The organism is Dactylosporangium sp. NPDC051485, from assembly GCF_040682015.1.
Lineage (GTDB): Bacteria > Actinomycetota > Actinomycetes > Mycobacteriales > Micromonosporaceae > Dactylosporangium.
Window position 1 is genome coordinate 1 of sequence record NZ_JBFAZW010000064.1, and the last position, 15,561, is coordinate 15,561.

Annotated in this window: 13 protein-coding genes; all 13 read right to left on the bottom strand. The window is 73.6% G+C overall.

The window, feature by feature from the left end; all coding sequences use genetic code 11:
- The 13 genes from AB0M46_RS31015 to AB0M46_RS31075 all read right to left on the bottom strand — a co-directional run bounded on the left by AB0M46_RS31015 (window position 1) and on the right by AB0M46_RS31075 (window position 15,558).
- Window positions 1-774, bottom strand: coding sequence for an alpha/beta hydrolase (locus AB0M46_RS31015; protein ID WP_363341730.1), 774 nt, complete (start codon window positions 772-774; stop codon window positions 1-3).
- A gap of 118 nt (window positions 775-892) precedes the next feature.
- On the bottom strand, window positions 893-1,912 hold the full coding sequence (locus AB0M46_RS31020) for an LLM class flavin-dependent oxidoreductase (protein ID WP_363341732.1): 1,020 nt from the start codon (window positions 1,910-1,912) through the stop codon (window positions 893-895).
- Window positions 1,909-2,232 (bottom strand): TIGR04076 family protein, encoded by a 324-nt coding sequence (locus AB0M46_RS31025; RefSeq protein ID WP_363341734.1) that lies wholly within the window; start codon window positions 2,230-2,232, stop codon window positions 1,909-1,911. The genes AB0M46_RS31020 and AB0M46_RS31025 overlap by 4 nt, the downstream gene beginning before the upstream one ends.
- Window positions 2,233-2,235: 3 nt before the next feature.
- Window positions 2,236-3,210 (bottom strand): NADPH:quinone oxidoreductase family protein, encoded by a 975-nt coding sequence (locus AB0M46_RS31030; protein ID WP_363341736.1) that lies wholly within the window; start codon window positions 3,208-3,210, stop codon window positions 2,236-2,238.
- Window positions 3,207-3,587: a nuclear transport factor 2 family protein gene (locus tag AB0M46_RS31035; protein ID WP_363341738.1), complete on the bottom strand. Its 381-nt coding sequence runs from the start codon at window positions 3,585-3,587 to the stop codon at window positions 3,207-3,209. Before AB0M46_RS31035 ends, AB0M46_RS31030 begins: the two co-directional genes overlap by 4 nt.
- Window positions 3,584-4,801 carry an amidohydrolase family protein gene (locus tag AB0M46_RS31040; protein WP_363341740.1) on the bottom strand — a complete coding sequence of 406 codons (1,218 nt, stop codon included), beginning with the start codon at window positions 4,799-4,801 and terminating at the stop codon, window positions 3,584-3,586. The genes AB0M46_RS31035 and AB0M46_RS31040 overlap by 4 nt, the downstream gene beginning before the upstream one ends.
- Window positions 4,798-6,456 (bottom strand): hydantoinase B/oxoprolinase family protein, encoded by a 1,659-nt coding sequence (locus AB0M46_RS31045; protein ID WP_363341742.1) that lies wholly within the window; start codon window positions 6,454-6,456, stop codon window positions 4,798-4,800. The genes AB0M46_RS31040 and AB0M46_RS31045 overlap by 4 nt, the downstream gene beginning before the upstream one ends.
- Window positions 6,449-8,113 carry a hydantoinase B/oxoprolinase family protein gene (locus AB0M46_RS31050; RefSeq protein ID WP_363341744.1) on the bottom strand — a complete coding sequence of 555 codons (1,665 nt, stop codon included), beginning with the start codon at window positions 8,111-8,113 and terminating at the stop codon, window positions 6,449-6,451. The genes AB0M46_RS31045 and AB0M46_RS31050 overlap by 8 nt, the downstream gene beginning before the upstream one ends.
- Window positions 8,110-10,146, bottom strand: a complete 2,037-nt coding sequence (locus AB0M46_RS31055; RefSeq protein WP_363341746.1) for a hydantoinase/oxoprolinase family protein — start codon at window positions 10,144-10,146, stop codon at window positions 8,110-8,112. Before AB0M46_RS31055 ends, AB0M46_RS31050 begins: the two co-directional genes overlap by 4 nt.
- On the bottom strand, window positions 10,143-12,047 hold the full coding sequence (locus AB0M46_RS31060; RefSeq protein ID WP_363341748.1) for an ABC transporter ATP-binding protein: 1,905 nt from the start codon (window positions 12,045-12,047) through the stop codon (window positions 10,143-10,145). The genes AB0M46_RS31055 and AB0M46_RS31060 overlap by 4 nt, the downstream gene beginning before the upstream one ends.
- 8 nt (window positions 12,048-12,055) lie before the next feature.
- A complete protein-coding gene (locus AB0M46_RS31065) occupies window positions 12,056-12,913 on the bottom strand; it encodes an ABC transporter permease (RefSeq protein WP_363341750.1) in 858 nt (285 codons plus the stop codon).
- Window positions 12,913-13,923 carry an ABC transporter permease gene (locus tag AB0M46_RS31070; protein WP_363341752.1) on the bottom strand — a complete coding sequence of 337 codons (1,011 nt, stop codon included), beginning with the start codon at window positions 13,921-13,923 and terminating at the stop codon, window positions 12,913-12,915. The genes AB0M46_RS31065 and AB0M46_RS31070 overlap by 1 nt, the downstream gene beginning before the upstream one ends.
- Window positions 13,924-15,558, bottom strand: coding sequence for an ABC transporter substrate-binding protein (locus AB0M46_RS31075; protein ID WP_363341754.1), 1,635 nt, complete (start codon window positions 15,556-15,558; stop codon window positions 13,924-13,926). It abuts the gene before it with no gap.
- Between the last annotated feature and the right edge of the window lie 3 nt (window positions 15,559-15,561).

Below are 15,561 nucleotides of genomic sequence, written 5' to 3' on the forward strand. Positions count from 1 at the left end.
TCAAGCTGGAGATCGTCGATGGGTACGCGCTCGCCGAGTGGCTCGCGGAACCGGACCTCTACTGGATCGCGCACACCTACCTGCCCGCACCGCGAGCTGCCCGCCGGCCGAATGACCGAACAGCGCCAGCCGCGACGGGTCGACCCGGGCATCGGCGGCGCCCGCGAAGGCCAGGCCCGCGGCGACGTCGGCCGTCGTGGCCGCCCAGCCGTGGCGGTCCGGGCGCCGGTACTCGAGGTTCCACGCGGCGAACCCGCGCTCGGCCAGGTCGATCGCCATCGCGTCCATGAGGTCGGCACCCCAGACCGAGCGCCAGAAGCCGCCGTGCAGCAGCACCGCGACGGGTGCCGGGCCGGTGCCGGCGGGCAGCCGCAGCTCGCCCCACTGCTCCGCGTCCGGACCGTAGGCGATGCGCCGGGCCGGGTGCCGCAGCCGGTGCACGGCCCGCCGGACGGCCCAGGTGACGCCCCAGATCTCGCGGCCCTGATGGTGCTCCGACCCGGCCGCGACGGGCTGTGGCCCGGTCGCGGTCAGGTCGAGCCACACCGTGCGCGGGGCGTGGCGGCCCGGCGTCGCCATCAGCGCCCGGGCCGATGCCGTGGGCCCGGGCAGCGCGACGACGGCGCCGGTCGTGGCCTCCAGCGCCGCCGCGAGGTCCGGCGCCGCGTGGACGGCGCCCTCCACGCCGAGCCCGGCGAACTCGGCCGCGGCGAGTTCGCGCACCAGGTCGAGGTCGGCGACCACGTCCGGGCCCACGATGACGTCGACGTTCACGCCGCCCTACCTTCAGCAGTGGGAACCGATCCAGGAGCGCGGCAAGCCCGCCTGCGCATCGCCGCGGCACGCCGCAAAGCAGGTCCACGCCGCCGCCGTCCGCCCATCGCCGCGGCAGTCATGGCGCCTCCCGCCGCAGCAGGGGCAGCACCGCGCCGCCCAACAGCTCCACGCCGCCGTCGTCGGTCAGCCCGTGCGGCGTGCCGAACTCCACCCGCCCGACGCCGGCGTCGATGAGCGCCTGCGCCTGGGCCGCGACCTGCTCCGGCGTGCCGGAGAACGCGAACAGGTCGAGCACGTCGTCGGGCACGAGCCGGCCGGCGGCCTCGTGCTCGCCCCGGTCGACCAGCTCGGCGACCCGGCGGACGAGATCCGCCGGCACGCCCGCGGTCGGGTCGAGCTCGGCGACCACCGCGAGGTACATCGCGACCTCGGTGCGGGCCTTGGCCCGGGCCGCGGCCCCGTCCCGGTCGACCACGGTCACCGCGCCGAGCACGATCCGCACGTCGCTCACCGACCGGCCGGCCGGTTCGGCGCCCGCCCGCAGCCGCTCGCGCATCACGCCGGCCATCGCCGGGTTGGCGCTGCCGCCGACCTTGATCTCGGCGGCGATCCGGCCGGCGAGCGCCGCGCCCTGCGCGCCCCAGGCGCCGATCAGCAGCGGCGGGTCGGGCCGCTGGACCGGATAGCGCAGGGCGACGTCCGGCGCGAGCCGGAACACCCGGCCGTCGAAGCCGTCGGTCCGGCCGCCGAGGAGGCGGTAGACGACCTCGGCCGCCTCGCCGAGCGCCGAGATCGGCCGGGGCTGGTCGATCCCGACCGCGCCTAGCCAGGTGCCCCGGGCCAGCCCGAGGTAGGCGCGGCCGGCCGAGGCGAGGTCGAGCGCCGCGACCTGCCCGGCGATCTCGTAGGGCGCCATGGAGTACGGGTTGAGGCAGGCCGCGCCGAGCCGGACCCGCGAGGTGGCGCCGGCCATCTCCAGCAGCGGGAAGATCGGCGGCTGGAACATGAGGTCGCCGAAGACGGTCAGCACGTCGAAGCCGTGCGCCTCGGCCGCCCGGGCCAGGCGGGCGTAGTCGCCGGGCCGCTTGTCGCTCTGGATGCCCAGGCCGATCTCGACCCTTGCCGGCACGCTCACGTGAGGTCGCCCGAGCGCATCCCGCGCTGCCGGGTGCGCTCGACCCGCATCACCAGTCGCTCCTCCGGATCGGGGCAGCAGAACAGGGTGTCGCGCTCCAGCCAGTCGCCGGCCGGCAGCGCGCGCTGCTTGGCCGCCAGGAACGGCAGGACGGCCGCCAGCGCGTAGACGCAGAAGTGCTTGCCGTCGGGCAGCCGCAGGTGGGCGCTGCGCTCCAGCTCGAACCAGTCACCGACCGCCATCCCGCAGACCGAGCGGCCCTCGATCTGCTCGACGGTGACCCTGAGGTCGTAGATCTCCATGTCGTTGTCTTCGGACATTCCTCACCCTCCGATCCGGACGACGATCTTGCCGGTGGTGCGCCCGGCGGCCAGGTCCTGCAGCGCGGCGGGCGCCCCTTCGAGCGGCTCGACCCGGTTGACCGGCGGCTGCACGGCGCCCGAGGCGCAGAGCACGAACAGGGCCTCGTAGGCGGCGGCGACCTCGTCCGGCCGCCGCCACGGGTAGGCCGATCCCCACGAGAGGCCGACGAGGGTGGCGTTGCGGGCGACGAGGCGCATCGGGTCGACCGCCGGCGGCGGGCCGGCCGCGGCGCCGACGGCGACGATGCGGCCCTCGAAGGCGAGGCAGTCCAGCGAGCGGGCGAACACGTCGCCGCCGACGGGGTCGATCACCACGTCGACGCCCGCGCCGCCGGTGGCGGCGTCCACGGCCCGGGGGAAGTCCTCGGCGTGATAGTCGATCGCGACGCCGGCACCGTTGGCGCGGCACGCCTCGGTCTTCGCCGGGCCGCCGGCGGTGCAGATCACCCGCGCGCCGCGGGCGACGGCGAGCTGGGTGGCCGCGACGCCGACGCCGCCGGCCCCGGCGTGCACGAGCACGGTGTCCCCGGCGGATACCCCGGCGCGCTGCAGGGCGAACCACGCGGTCTGGTACGTCACCGGGATCCCCGCGCCGGTCACCGGGTCGAGCGCGGCGGGCCGCGGCACGAGCAGGCCGGCGTCGATGGTGACGGTCTCGCCGAGGGCGCCGTGCGGCAGCGCCGGGCAACCGATCACCGCGCGGCCGGCGTCGGGCCCGGTCAGGACCCGGCCGCTGAACTCGACCCCGGGCGTGACCGGAGGCTCCGGGCGCACCGGGTAGGTCCCGCGGCACAGCATCACGTCGAGGAAGTTGAGACCGACCGCCTCGACCGCGACGGTCACTTGGCCCGGGCCGGGCTCCGGGTCGTCCGGCACGTCGGCGACGGCGAGCACGTCGAGCGGCTCGCCGTCGCGGTGGGCGACGAGGCGCTTCACGGCCGCACCAGCTCCGCGTGGTGGTGCACGATCCGCCAGCCGTCGCCGGTGCGGCGCAGCACGTCGGTGACGCGGGTGACGGACACCCCGCCCTCGGCCCGGGCGTGCAGCTCGTAGCGGGCCACCCCGACGTCGCCGAAGACGTCGATCCGCTTGGCGTGGGCGGACAGCTCGGCCGGGCGCGGACGCTGGCCGGCGGAGTCCCGCCGGTCGCGGTACTCGTCCAGCTCGGCCCGCGTGCGCAGCGGCCCCGGCAGATGTGTCTCCCAGGTGGTGACCTCGGGGTCGAGGTGGGCGTCGAAGCGGCCCCGGTCGCCGGCGAGGAAGGCGGCGTACATGTCGTCGATCGCGGCGGCGATCTCCACGCGGGCGGTCACGGCCGCACCCCGGCCCGGTCGTCGCGCACCACGGCGCCTCCCTTCATCACCCACCGCACGCCCCGAAACGCCGAGGTGCGGGCCGTCGGGTCGTCGTCCATCGCGATCAGGTCGGCGTACTTGCCCGGCTCGACCGTGCCCAGGTCGTGCTCGGCCCGCAGCCAGCGCACCGGCCCGAGCGTGCCGGCGTAGAGCGCCCGCTGCGGACCGATGACCGCCGACATGTGCTCCAGCTCGCGCACGGTCGCGCTGGTGCCCTCGAACTGCCAGAACGGCGGCATGTCGCTGCCCAGCAGCACCTCCACCCCGGCGGCGACGGCGAGCTGGTAGCTCTCGAGGTGCCGCTCGCCCGCGCCCAGCGACCGCTGCTGCATCCACTCCGGGACGCCAAGCTCGTCGAAGAACGCCTTGCACCGGGTGACGAGCAGGGTCGGCACGAGGGCGGTGCCGCGCTCGGCCATGAGCGCGGCCAGTTCCGCGGTCAGCTCGTAGCCGTGTTCGACACAGTCGAGGCCCAGTTCGACCGCCTCGGTGATGACCGGCGCCGGGCCGGCATGGGCGGTGACCCGCCGCCCCCAGTCGTGCGCGGTCTTCAGTACCGCCGCCAGCTCGTCGGCGTGCAACTGGCGGGTGTCGATCGACTCGTGCCGGCCGGCGATGCCGCCGGAGATCATCACCTTGATCAGGTCGGCGCCGGCCTTGACCTGCTCGCGCACCCCGCGCCGGAAGCCGTCGGCGCCGTCGCACTCGAGGGTGTCGCTGCTCTCGTGGCCGTGGCCGCCGGTGCACACCAGGGCGCGGCCGGCGGTGAAGATCCGCGGTCCGGGCGCGCGGCCGGCCTCGATCGACCGGCGCAGCGCGAAGTCGGCGTGGTCCTTCTCGGCGACGCACCGGACCGTCGTCACGCCGCAGTGCAGGGTGCGGCGGGCTCCGTCGGCCATGTAGAGCGCGAGCTCGTGCGGGCCCATCTGCTTGAGCCGGTCGCCGGCCGTGCCCGGCAGGGTGAGCGACAGGTGGGTGTGCATGTTGGCCAGGCCCGGGGTGAGCCAGGCGCCGCCGAGGTCGATGCGGGTCGCGTCGCCGCCGGCCTCGGCCAGCACCCGCTCGCGCGGGCCGACGGCGGCGATGCGCTCCCCGACCACCCAGACGGCGGCGTCCTCGACCGGCTGGATACGCCCATCGACGACCGTGCAGTTCTCCAGCAGCAGGCTCATGGTTGCACTCCGTAGATCGTGCGGGCGGCGCCGGCGGAGACGTAGCCGTCGGCCACGTCCTCGCGGACCGCGTCCGGATGGCGCAGGGCGGGGTCGCCGTGTCCCCCGCCGCCGGCGGTCAGCACCGTCACCCGGTCGCCGGCCGCAACGGGCGTGCGCCTGGTGCTGACGGCGCGCTCCCGGGCGGTGCCGGGGAACAGCAGGATCCGGTTCGCCTCCGGGACCGCGCCGCCGTCGCTCGCCCAGGGCCGGGACTTGGTCTTCTTGATCACCGACAGGAACTCGCCCGGGGTCACGAACCGGATGTCCCGGCGCAGCCCGGGCCCGCCGCGGAACCGGCCGGCCCCGCCCGAGTCGGTGCGGATCTCCATCCGCTCGAAGAACATGCCGGTCTTCGCCTCCAGCACCTCGACCGGCGTGATCCGGGCCTGGGTCTGGCACGGGTGGTTGGCCGGCCCGATGCCGTCGTGACCGGGCGTCCCGCCCCAGCCGACCGGCTCGTTGTTGGACACCGCGAACAGCGATCCGGTGTCCGGGTGGACGCCGACCATCATGAAGCCGGGCACGTCCCCGCCTGACGAGGCCGGCAGCCGGCCGCCCATGCCCTGCGCCAGCGCCTTGTAGATCAGCTCCAGCGCGACGGTGCCCGTCCACTGGGTGAACGTCGCGGCCGGGTAGACGGCGTGGAAGAGCGTGCCCGGCTCGGCCCGCACGACCAGCGGCGCGAAGTGGCCGGCGTTCGTCTGCTCGGCCGGCGTGGTGATCGCCTTGAACGCCACCCGGCAGGTGGCGATGGTCGCGCCGAGGGGCAGGTTGACCGGGCCCGGCACGGCCGGCGACGAGCCGGCGAAGTCGACGGTGAACGTGCCGCCGTCGATCGTCACGGTGACCCGCATCAGGATCGGCTCGTCGGTGATCCCGTCGTCGTCGAGCCAGTCCTGCGCCGTCCACGAGCCCTGCGGCAGCGCGTCGACGGCCTCCCGGGCGGACTGCGCGGCGGCGTCGATGACGGCGTCGACCACCGCGCCCACCGTCTCCCGGCCGTACGTGGCGAACAGCTCGGCGACCCGCCGCTCGCCGGTGCGCAGGCACGCCACCTGGGCGTGCAGGTCGCCGAGCACCGCGTCGGGCATGCGCGAGTTGAAGCGGATCAGCTCGTGGATCTCCCGGACCGGCTCGCCTTCCGCGAACACCCGGGTGCCCGGAAAAAGCAGGCCCTCCTGGTGTACGTCGGTGGAGTCGAGCACGTAGCCGGGGTCCTTGGCGCCGAGGTCCATCCAGTGGGCCCGCACGCACAGGAAGGCCACGAGCGCGTCGCCGGCGAACACGGGCGCGAACAGCGTCGCGTCGTAGGCGTGCGCGGCGTTCCAGTACGGGTAGTTGAGCAGCACGATGTCGCCCGGCCGCAGCGTGTCCCGGCCGACGTACTCCACGCCCTTGCGGATCGAGTAGTCGTTGGCGCCGAGGAAGCGCGACAGGCCCGTCGACTCGGCGACCAGGCGCAGGTCGGGGTCGTAGATCGAGATGCCGAAGTCGTGGACCTCGTAGATGACCGGGTTGAACGCGGTGCGCACGAGCGCGGCGCGCATCTCCTCGGCCGCGGCCACGAGGTAGCTGCGCACCACCTCGGCGGTGGCGCCGTCGACCTCAGGCATCCTCGACCCCGTACACCTCGCGGGCCCGCTGCGCCGAGACGTACCCCTCGGCAACGTCCTCGCGCACGAGGTCCGGGTCGCGCTCGCGCGGGTCGCCGTGCCCGCCGCCCCCAGCGGTCAGCAGCGTGACCCGGTCCCCGGCGGCGACGGCGGTGCGCTTCGTGCTGACCGACTGCTCCCGGTCGGTACCCGGGAAGATGATCACGCGGTTCGCCTCGGGGGACAGCCCGCCGGCAAGCGCCCACGGCCGGGACTTGGTCTTCTTGATGACCGACAGGAACTCCCCCGGCGTGACGAACCGGATGTCCCGGCGCAGGCCTGCCCCGCCGCGGAACCGGCCGGCACCGCCGGAGTCGGTGCGCATCTCCATCCGCTCGAAGAACATCCCGGTCCGCGCCTCCAGCACCTCGATCGGCGTGATCCGCCCGGTGCTGCCGGAGACGTGGGTGGCGGCGTTCATGCCGTCGTGGTGCGCCGTGCCGCCCCAGCCGACGGGCTCGTTGTTGGAGACCGCGAACAGCGCGCCCGTGTCGGGGTGGACGCCGACCATCATGAAGCCGGGCACGTCGCCGCCCGACGAGGCCGGCAGCCGGTCGGGCATGCCCTGCGCGAGCGCCTTGAGGATCAGCTCGACCGCGACGATGCCGGTCCAGAGCGTGAACGTCGGCTGCGGGTAGACGGCGTGGAACAGCGTGCCGGGCTCCGCCTTCACCACCAGCGGTGCGACGGTCCCGGCGTTGGAGGGCTGGTCGGCCGACGTCAGCGACTTGAGGATGACCTTGCAGATCGCCTCGGTCGCGCCGTAGGGCATGTTGACCGGCCCGGCCACGGCCGGCGACGACCCGTCGAAGTCGACCGTGAACGCGCCGTCGGCGATCGTGACGGTCACCTTCATGTGGATCGGCTCGTCGGTGATGCCGTCGTCGTCGAGCACGTCCTGGGCGGTCCAGGAGCCCTGCGGCAGCGCGGCCAGGGCTGAGCGGGTGCGGGCGGCGCCGTCGGCGATCATCCGCTCGACCGTCGCCTCGACGGTCGGGCGGCCGAACTTCTCGACGATCTCCAGCAGCCGGCGCTCGCCGGTGCGCAGGGCGGCGATCTGGGCGTGCAGGTCACCCATCACCTCGTCGGGCATGCGCGAGTTGAACCGGATCAGCTCGTGGATCTCCCGGACCGGCTCGCCGCGCGACACGACCTTGGTGCCCGGGAAGAGGATGCCTTCCTGGTGTACGTCGGTGGAGTCGAGCACGTAGCCGGGGTCCTTGGCGCCGAGGTCCATCCAGTGCGCCCGCACGCAGAGGAACCCGACCAGCGGCCCGTCCGGCTCGAACACCGGCGCGAAGAGCGTGGCGTCGTAGGCGTGGGCGGCGTTCCAGTACGGGTAGTTGAGCAGCACCACGTCGCCGGGGTGCAGGTTCTCCCGGCCGACGTACTCCACGCCCTTGCGCAGCGAGAAGTCGTTGGCGCCGAGAAAGAACGTCAGGCCGGTCGCCTCGGCGACGAGGCGCAGGTCGGCGTCGTACAGCGAGAGCCCGAAGTCGTGGACCTCGTAGATGACCGGGTTGAACGAGGTGCGGATCAGCGTCGCGCGCATCTCCTCGGCCGCGGCGAGCAGGTAGGAGCGCACGACCTCGGCGGTAGCGCCATCCAGCGTCGTCATGCCGCACGCACCAGCAGGTAGCCGCAGGCGTTGACCGAGACCCGCTGGCCCGAGGGCACCACGGTGGTCGACGTGCCCTCGTCGACGAGCGCCGGCCCGTCGAACGCGTCGCCCGGCGCGAGCAGCGACCGGTCGTAGACGGCGAACGGCACGACCGCCCGGGTGCCGAAGTCGAACGCGTCCCGGTGCCCGAGCAGGGCCCGCGCCGGGTTCCCGTCGCCCGGCGGCTGCTCGACCAGCGTCGGGTTCGCCGTGCGGCCCACCGCGCGCAGGCGCAGGTTCAGGATCTGCAGGCGGTTGTGCATCGCGTGGCCGTACCGGGCGGCGTGCAGCTCCTGGAATGCGGCCCGCGCGCTGCCGGGGTCGAGGGTGCCGCGCCCGATCGTGACCGTGAGGCTGTGCTCCTGCCCGAGGTAGCGCAGTTCCAGCTGCCGCTGCAGGACCGCCAGCTGCGCGGGCACGCCCTGCGCGCTCAGCGACTCCATCGCCTCCGCCTCGATCTCGGCGAAGGTGGCCTCGACCGCGGCCGGCTCGATCTCGTCGAGCGGGGTCATGAGGGTACGGCTGAAGTTGTCCTCGATGTCGGCGCTGAGCATGCCCCACGCCGAGAAGCCCGACGGCGCGAACGGCACGACGACCTCCGCGATGCCCATCTCCCGGGCGAGCAGCGGCGCCAGCAGCGGCCCGGCGCCGCCGAAGGCGAGCAGCGAGAACTGCCGCGGGTCGCGGCCGCGCTCGACGGTGATCTGCCGGACCGCGCCGACGGTGCGCGCGAGCAGCACGTCGAAGATGCCCGCGGCCGCCGCCTCGACCGGCAGCCCGAGCGGCCCGGCCACCTGCTCGTCGAGGGCCTTGCGGGCCTCGTCGGCCTGCAGCCCCATCTCGCCGCCGAGGAACCGGTCCGGGTCCACGTAGCCGAGCGCGACGGCGGCGTCGGTGACGGTCGGGCGGGTGCCGCCGCGGCCGTAGCAGACCGGGCCCGGGTCGGCACCCGCGCTCTGCGGGCCGACCTTGAGCAGGCCTCGGTCGAGCCAGGCGATCGAGCCGCCGCCGGCGCCGATGGTGCGGATGTCGTACGTCGGGATCAGCAGCGGGAAGTGCTCCAGCTGCGCCTCGTGGGCGGCCACCGCGCTGCCCTGCTCGATGACGCACGCGTCGAGCGAGGTGCCCCCGATGTCGAAGGTGAGGAGGCTGTCGCGGCCCAGCGCGGCGGCGAGGTACGCGGCGCCGACGATGCCGCCGGCCGGTCCGCTGAGGACGGTGTGGGTCGGCGAGCGCTTGGCCGCCTCGCTGGTCATCGACCCGCCGCCGGAGCGCATGATGAGGAAGCGCCCGGCGAAACCGCCGTCGGCCAGCCCCCGCTCCAGCTCGTCGACGTAACGCTCGAAGATCGGGCGGATGTACGCCTCCAGCACGGTCGTGCTGGAGCGCTCGTACTCGCGGTACTCCCGCGCGATGTCCGTCGACAGCGAGAGGCTGACGTCGGGGTAACGCTCGCGGATGAGGGCCGCCGCGGCGCGCTCGTGCGACGGGTCGAGGAACGCGTGCAGGAAGCAGATGGCGATCGACCGCACGCCCTGCACCTCGACCAGCTCGCGGGCGGCGGCCAGCACGGATTCGGCGTCGAGGTCCTCGACCACGCGGCCCTTGTAGTCCAGCCGCCCCTTCACCCCCGCCGTGTGCCGGCGCTTCACCAGGCTCGGCGGGCGCTCGTACTGGAAGTCGTACATGTGGTCGGAGGGGACGTTGCCGCGCCCGATCAGGAACACGTCCCGGAAGCCCTCGTTGGTGATGATGCCGGTCGCGGCGCCGCGGCGCTCCAGCACTGCGTTGAGGCCCAGCGTCGTACCGTGGATGAACAGCTCGACGTCGGACAGGTCCGTGCCGAGCGCGGCCACCGCGGCGAGCACGCCGTCGGCCGGGCGGGCCGGGGTGGTCGACGCCTTGCGGAACCGCACCTGATTGGTCCGGGTGTCCAGCTCCATCGCGTCGACGAAGGTGCCGCCGATGTCGACGGCCAGCCTGAGACTCACACCAACTCCCCAATCTCCGGCACCCGCCAGCAGGCGGCCCGGCTCTGCCCGTACTGCTGCAACTGCTGGTCCTCGCCGCGGCACCGGTCGGCGACGAACGGGCACCGGGCCGCGAGCGCGCATCCGGTCGCCGCGTCGGCCTCCTCCAGGTCGCGGACCAGGGCCGTGCCGGGCGAGAGGCCACGCGACAGCAACGCCCGCGTGTAGGGGTGCCGCGGCCGCGCGAAGACCTCCTCGACCGGCCCCTCCTCGACGATCCGGCCGAGATAGAGCACGACGACCCGGTCGGCGAACCCGCGGACGGTGGCGAGGTCGTGCGAGATGAACACCGAGCCGCGCCAGCGGTCCGCGGCGAGATCGTCGATCACCGCGAGGATCTGCGCCTGCACGGTCACGTCCAGCGCCGACGTCGGCTCGTCGAAGACGATCAGGTCCGGCTCCGCGACGAGCGCGCGGGCGATGCCGACCCGCTGCGCCTGGCCGCCGCTGAGCTCGTGCGGCCGGCGGGTGAGGATCGAGCGGTCCAGCTCCATCCGGTCCAGCGCGGCGGCCGCCCGGGCGGCCCGCTGCGCGGCGGGGACGCCGAGCGCGCGCAGCGGTTCGCCGATCGCGTCCTCGACGGTCCGGCGCGGGCTGAGCGAGCCGATCGGGTCCTGGAAGACCAGCGCGCTGCGGGCGGCCGTGACGCTGCCGCTGGTCGGCTTGGCCAGCCCCACGATGAGCCGGGCGAGGGTGGACTTGCCGCACCCGCTCTCGCCGACGACGCCGACCCGCTCGCCCTTGGCGACGGTGAGGCTGACCCCGCGCAGCGCGTGGTGCCCGCCCCGGCCGAACCGGCTCTTGTAGACCACGTGCGCGTCGTCCACGACGAGCACGGGTTCGGCGCCCTCGGTCGCCGCGGCCCGCCGGGCGGGGGTCCCGACCGTCACGTCGGTCGCCTGCCCCGCCTCGACGGCGTCGTGCAGCGGGTGGAAGCAGGCCGCCGTCCACTGCCGGCCCTGCCGCTGCGGCTGCGGGCGAGCGGTCCGGCAGTCGTCCTCGGCGTGCGCGCAGCGCGGCGCGAAGGGGCACGCGGCCGGCGCCTCGCGCAGCAGCGGCATCGCGCCGGGCGTCACCACCACGGGCCGGCCGTCGAGGTCGGGCACCGAACGCAGCAGCGCCCGGGTGTACGGGTGCGCCGGCGCGGTCAGCACCCGCCGGGCCGGGCCGGTCTCGGCGACGGTGCCGGCGTAGAGGACCACGATGCGGTCGCACACGGCCGCGATCGCGTCGATGTCGTGGGAGACCAGCAGCACGCCCCGGCCGTCGTTGTCGGCGGCGTGCCGGAACTGGCGCAGGATCTCGGCGGTCAGCGTGACGTCGAGGCCGGTGGTCGGCTCGTCGGCGATGAGCAGGCGCGGCGCGCACCCGGCGGCGAGCGAGATCATCACCCGCTGGGCCATGCCGCCGGACAACTCGTGAGGGTAGGCGTCGAGGCGGCGCCGGGCGCTGCGGATGCCGACCGCCTCGAACAGTTCCAGCGCCGACGAGCGGGCCCGCTCGCCGTCCATGTCCTGATGGGTCCGCAGCCGGTCGACCAGCTGCCGCCCCGCGGTCCGGGTCGGGCTGAGCGCGCCGCGCGGGTTCTGGAAGCACATCGCGGCACCGTGGCCGCGGTGGTGGGCCAGCCGCTCGGCGGACATGGTCAGCACGTCGATGCCGTCGAAGCCGACCCGGCCGGTCGCCACCGAGCCGGTGGGCAGCATGCCGACGATCGCCCGGCCGACCATGCTCTTGCCGCCGCCGCTCTCCCCGACCAGCCCCACGACCTCGCCGGTGTCGACGGTGAACGAGACGTTGCTGAGCGCGGCGACGCGCCCGCCGATGACGACGGAGAGGTTGTCGATCGAAAGCAGGCTCATGCGGCTCCTCACCGTCGGACCCGGTCGGCGCGCTCCTGCAGGCCCTCGCCGAGGAGGCTGAAGCCCAGGACGCAGACGAGCAGTGCGATGCCGGGCGGCACCGAGGTCCACCACCGGCCCGCCACCACGTCGCTGGTGCCGAGACTGATCATGGCGCCCCACTCGGCGTCGGGCACCGCGATGCCCAGCCCGAGAAACGACAGGCCGGCCAGGGTGAGCATCGCCCAGCCGCAGTTGAGCGGGGCGATCACCCGCACCGGCGTGAGGCTGTTGGGCAGCACGTGCCGCCACAGCAGCCCGATCGTCGAGGCGCCGGAGGTGCGCGCGGCGTCGACGTAGGTCAGGTCGCGGATCGTGCGCACCTCGGCGCGCACCAGGCGGGCGTAGGCGGGCGCGTTCACCAGCGCGATCGCCACGGTCAGGTTGAGCGGTCCGCTGCCCAGCAGGGCGGCGACGGCCAGCGCGAGGATGAACGTGGGGAACGCCTGGAAGATGTCGGTCAGGCGCATCAGCACGTCGTCGAGCCAGCCGCCGAAGTAGCCGGCGACCACGCCCAGGGTGCTGCCCAGCACGACGGCGGCGGCGACCGCGGCGATCGCGATGCCGAGGTCGACGCGCCCGGCGTACAGCAGCCGGCTCCACACGTCCATGCCGTTGACGTCGGTGCCGAACAGGTGCGCGTCGCCGGGCTCGGCGAGGGTGGGCGCGTCCCCGTCGATCTGGTTCGGTCCCCACGGGGTGAGCAGCGGGCCGAGCAGCACGGCCAGCGCGACGACGGCCAGGATCCCGGCGCCGGTGGCCACCAGGACGGTGCCGAAGCGGCCGTCGCGGTCCTGCCGGCGGCGGCCGGTGCGCAGCAACGACATCAGATCCTCACCCTCGGGTCGAGCATGGCGTGCACGACGTCGGCGATCAGGAACACCACGACGTAGCAGAGCGCGATCACCAGCACCGACGCCTGCACCACCGGGTAGTCGCGGTAGAGCAGGCCGCGCAGCGCCCACTGCCCGAAGCCCTGCCAGGAGTAGACGTACTCGATGAGCACCGTCGAGCCGATCGCGAAGCCGAAGACGAGGGCGGCCAGCGACGGCAGGCGTACCAGGGCCGCCCGCACCAGGTAACCGCGGCGCAGCAGCCGGCCGGGCAGCCCGTGGGCCTCGGCGGCCGCGTAGGGCTCGGAGCGCAGTACCTCCAGCGCCGACGCGCGCACGCTGCGCAGCAGCGGGGCCACGATCGCGATGACGAGCGTGAGCACCGGCAGCGCCAGGTGCCACAGCGCCGACGTCAGCGCCGGCATGTTGCCGGTCAGCAGGGCGTCGAGCGCGTCGGCGCCGGTGATCGGGGTGAGGTCGGTGTCCGGGTCGACGCGGCCGCTGGGCGCCGGAAACCAGCCCAGGCCCGCGTAGCCGACGAGGATCAGCACCAGGCCCAGCCAGAACTCCGGCATCGAGTTGCCGATCAGCGCGAGCACCCGGATGCCGTGGTCGCCGGCCCGGTTCGCGTGCCGGGCCGACCACAGGCCCGCGACGGTGGCGATCACCACGGCGATCGCCACTGCCAGCACGACCAGCTCCATGGTGGGGCCGATCCGCAGCGCCATCTCGCTGCCGACCGACTGTCCACTCTGGATGGACGTGCCGAAGTCGCCGGTGACCAGGCCGCCGAGGTAGTCGGTGAACTGGCGCCACAGCGGACGGTCGAGGCCGAAGCGGGCCCGCGCCGCCGCCTCGTCGGCGGCGGTCGCGTTGGGCCCGAGGATGGTCCGGATCGGGTCACCGGGCAGCACCCGGACCAGCAGGAATGTCAGTACGACCACCCCGAGCAGGACCGGAATGAGCTGGAGCAGCCGGCGGGCGACGAACCGGAGGATACGCATCTACGCCGACGCACCCAGGTAGCGCAGGCGGGCCAGGCCGTCCATCGGCTGCACCCAGCCGGCCACCGACTTGCGCACCGGCAGGTTGAAGTTGGGCTGGCAGATCACGACCCACGGCACGTCCTCGGCCATGACCTCCTGCACCTGCGCCCAGAGCTGGTTGCGCGCGCCGGTGTCCACGGTGGTGTGCGACTGCTCGTAGAGCTGCTCGATCTTCGGGTTGGTGTAGTTGGCGTAGTTGAGGTTGGCGCCCTGCACGAAGCTCGTCGCCAGCATGTACTCGACGTCGTTGACCCACAGCTGGCCCGAGGTGATCTGCAGCGGGATGTTCTTCTTCCCGCGCCGGTCGGCGAGCGTCGCCGGGTCGAGCGGGGTCAGCTTGAGCTCGATGCCGGCCTTGCGGGCCTCGCTCTGCACGAGCACGGCGAGCTGCTGCTGTTCGTCGCTGTCGGCCTGGAAGACCAGCTCCGAGCTGATCGAGGTCTTGCCCGACGCGGCGAGCGCCGCCTTGGCCTTGTCGATGTCGTACGTGTACGGGTACCCCTTCTCGGAGTATCCCGGCATGTCCAGCGGCACGATGCTCTTGGTCGGCCGGGCGTCGCCGCCGTAGACGTTCTTGATGATCTGCTCGTAGGGCGTGGCGTAGGCCAGCGCCTTGCGCACGTTGACGTCGTCGAACGGCGCGGTGGTCGTGGACATCTGGATGGCGATCTGCGAGTTGCTGGCCGCCGACAGCACCGTGACGCCGGAGGCGCTCTTGAGGTCCTTGATGTCGCGCGGGCTCGCGCCGAGCGCCACGTCGATGTCGCCGGCCTGCAACTGTAGCCGCTGGTTGGCGGCGGCCGGCACGACCGAGATGCGAATCGTCCTGGTCCGGGCCGGGTCCGGGCCCGGGTAGGCCTCGTTCGCGGTGAGCTCGATCTCCTGGCCCTGGGTGGCCTTGCTGACGTTGAAGTAGCCGCCGGTGGGCGGGTTCTTGGCGAACCACTCCTTGGCCCACGGGTCCGCGTCGGTGGCGTGCTTCTTCGCCTCGACCGAGTCGAAGACGTACAGCGAGATGGCCTGGATCTGCCGGGTCAGCGCGCTCGGGAACTCCTGATGGAACTCGACCGTGTAGTCGTCGACCACGACGACCTGCTCGGCCTTGGTGAGGCCGATCGTGCGGTAGATGCCGGCGACGTTGGCCTTGGCGGCGAACGCCCGGTCCTTCGACCACTTCACGTCGGCGGCCTTGAGCTCGTTGCCGCTGGGGAACTTGAAGCCCTTGCGCAGCTTGAGCGTCCACACCTTCTTCGCGGCGTCCGGCTCGAAGGACTCGGCGAACGTCGGCATGATGTTGTCGGTATCGAGGATCTTGCTGCCGCCGACGGCCTTCACGCCGTAATCGATCATGTATGGGAAGACGTTCTTGTACAGCATCAGGGCGGTCAGGTCGAAGCCGACGAAGTCCTGGTCCCAGCTGCTGATGTAGCTGGACACCGCAATCTTCAGGGTCGACGACTTGGCGCCGCCGGAGCCCGACGACGAAGGGGTGTTCTTGCTGCCGCTCGCGCAGGCGCCGGTGGCGAGCAGGAGCGCGCCCACGCCGCCGAGCTGAAGTACGGAGCGGCGGGAGAGAAGGGGAGAGTCTGCCATGTT

Excerpts from the sequence above, each read along its gene's own strand:
- AB0M46_RS31025 (WP_363341734.1), bottom strand. The coding sequence starts at position 2,232 with ATGTCCGAAGACAACGACATGGAGATCTACGACCTCAGGGTCACCGTC.
- AB0M46_RS31040 (WP_363341740.1), bottom strand. The coding sequence starts at position 4,801 with ATGAGCCTGCTGCTGGAGAACTGCACGGTCGTCGATGGGCGTATCCAG.
- AB0M46_RS31045 (WP_363341742.1), bottom strand. The coding sequence starts at position 6,456 with ATGCCTGAGGTCGACGGCGCCACCGCCGAGGTGGTGCGCAGCTACCTC.
- AB0M46_RS31050 (WP_363341744.1), bottom strand. The coding sequence starts at position 8,113 with ATGACGACGCTGGATGGCGCTACCGCCGAGGTCGTGCGCTCCTACCTG.
- AB0M46_RS31060 (WP_363341748.1), bottom strand. The coding sequence starts at position 12,047 with ATGAGCCTGCTTTCGATCGACAACCTCTCCGTCGTCATCGGCGGGCGC.
- AB0M46_RS31065 (WP_363341750.1), bottom strand. The coding sequence starts at position 12,913 with ATGTCGTTGCTGCGCACCGGCCGCCGCCGGCAGGACCGCGACGGCCGC.
- AB0M46_RS31070 (WP_363341752.1), bottom strand. The coding sequence starts at position 13,923 with ATGCGTATCCTCCGGTTCGTCGCCCGCCGGCTGCTCCAGCTCATTCCG.
- AB0M46_RS31075 (WP_363341754.1), bottom strand. The coding sequence starts at position 15,558 with ATGGCAGACTCTCCCCTTCTCTCCCGCCGCTCCGTACTTCAGCTCGGC.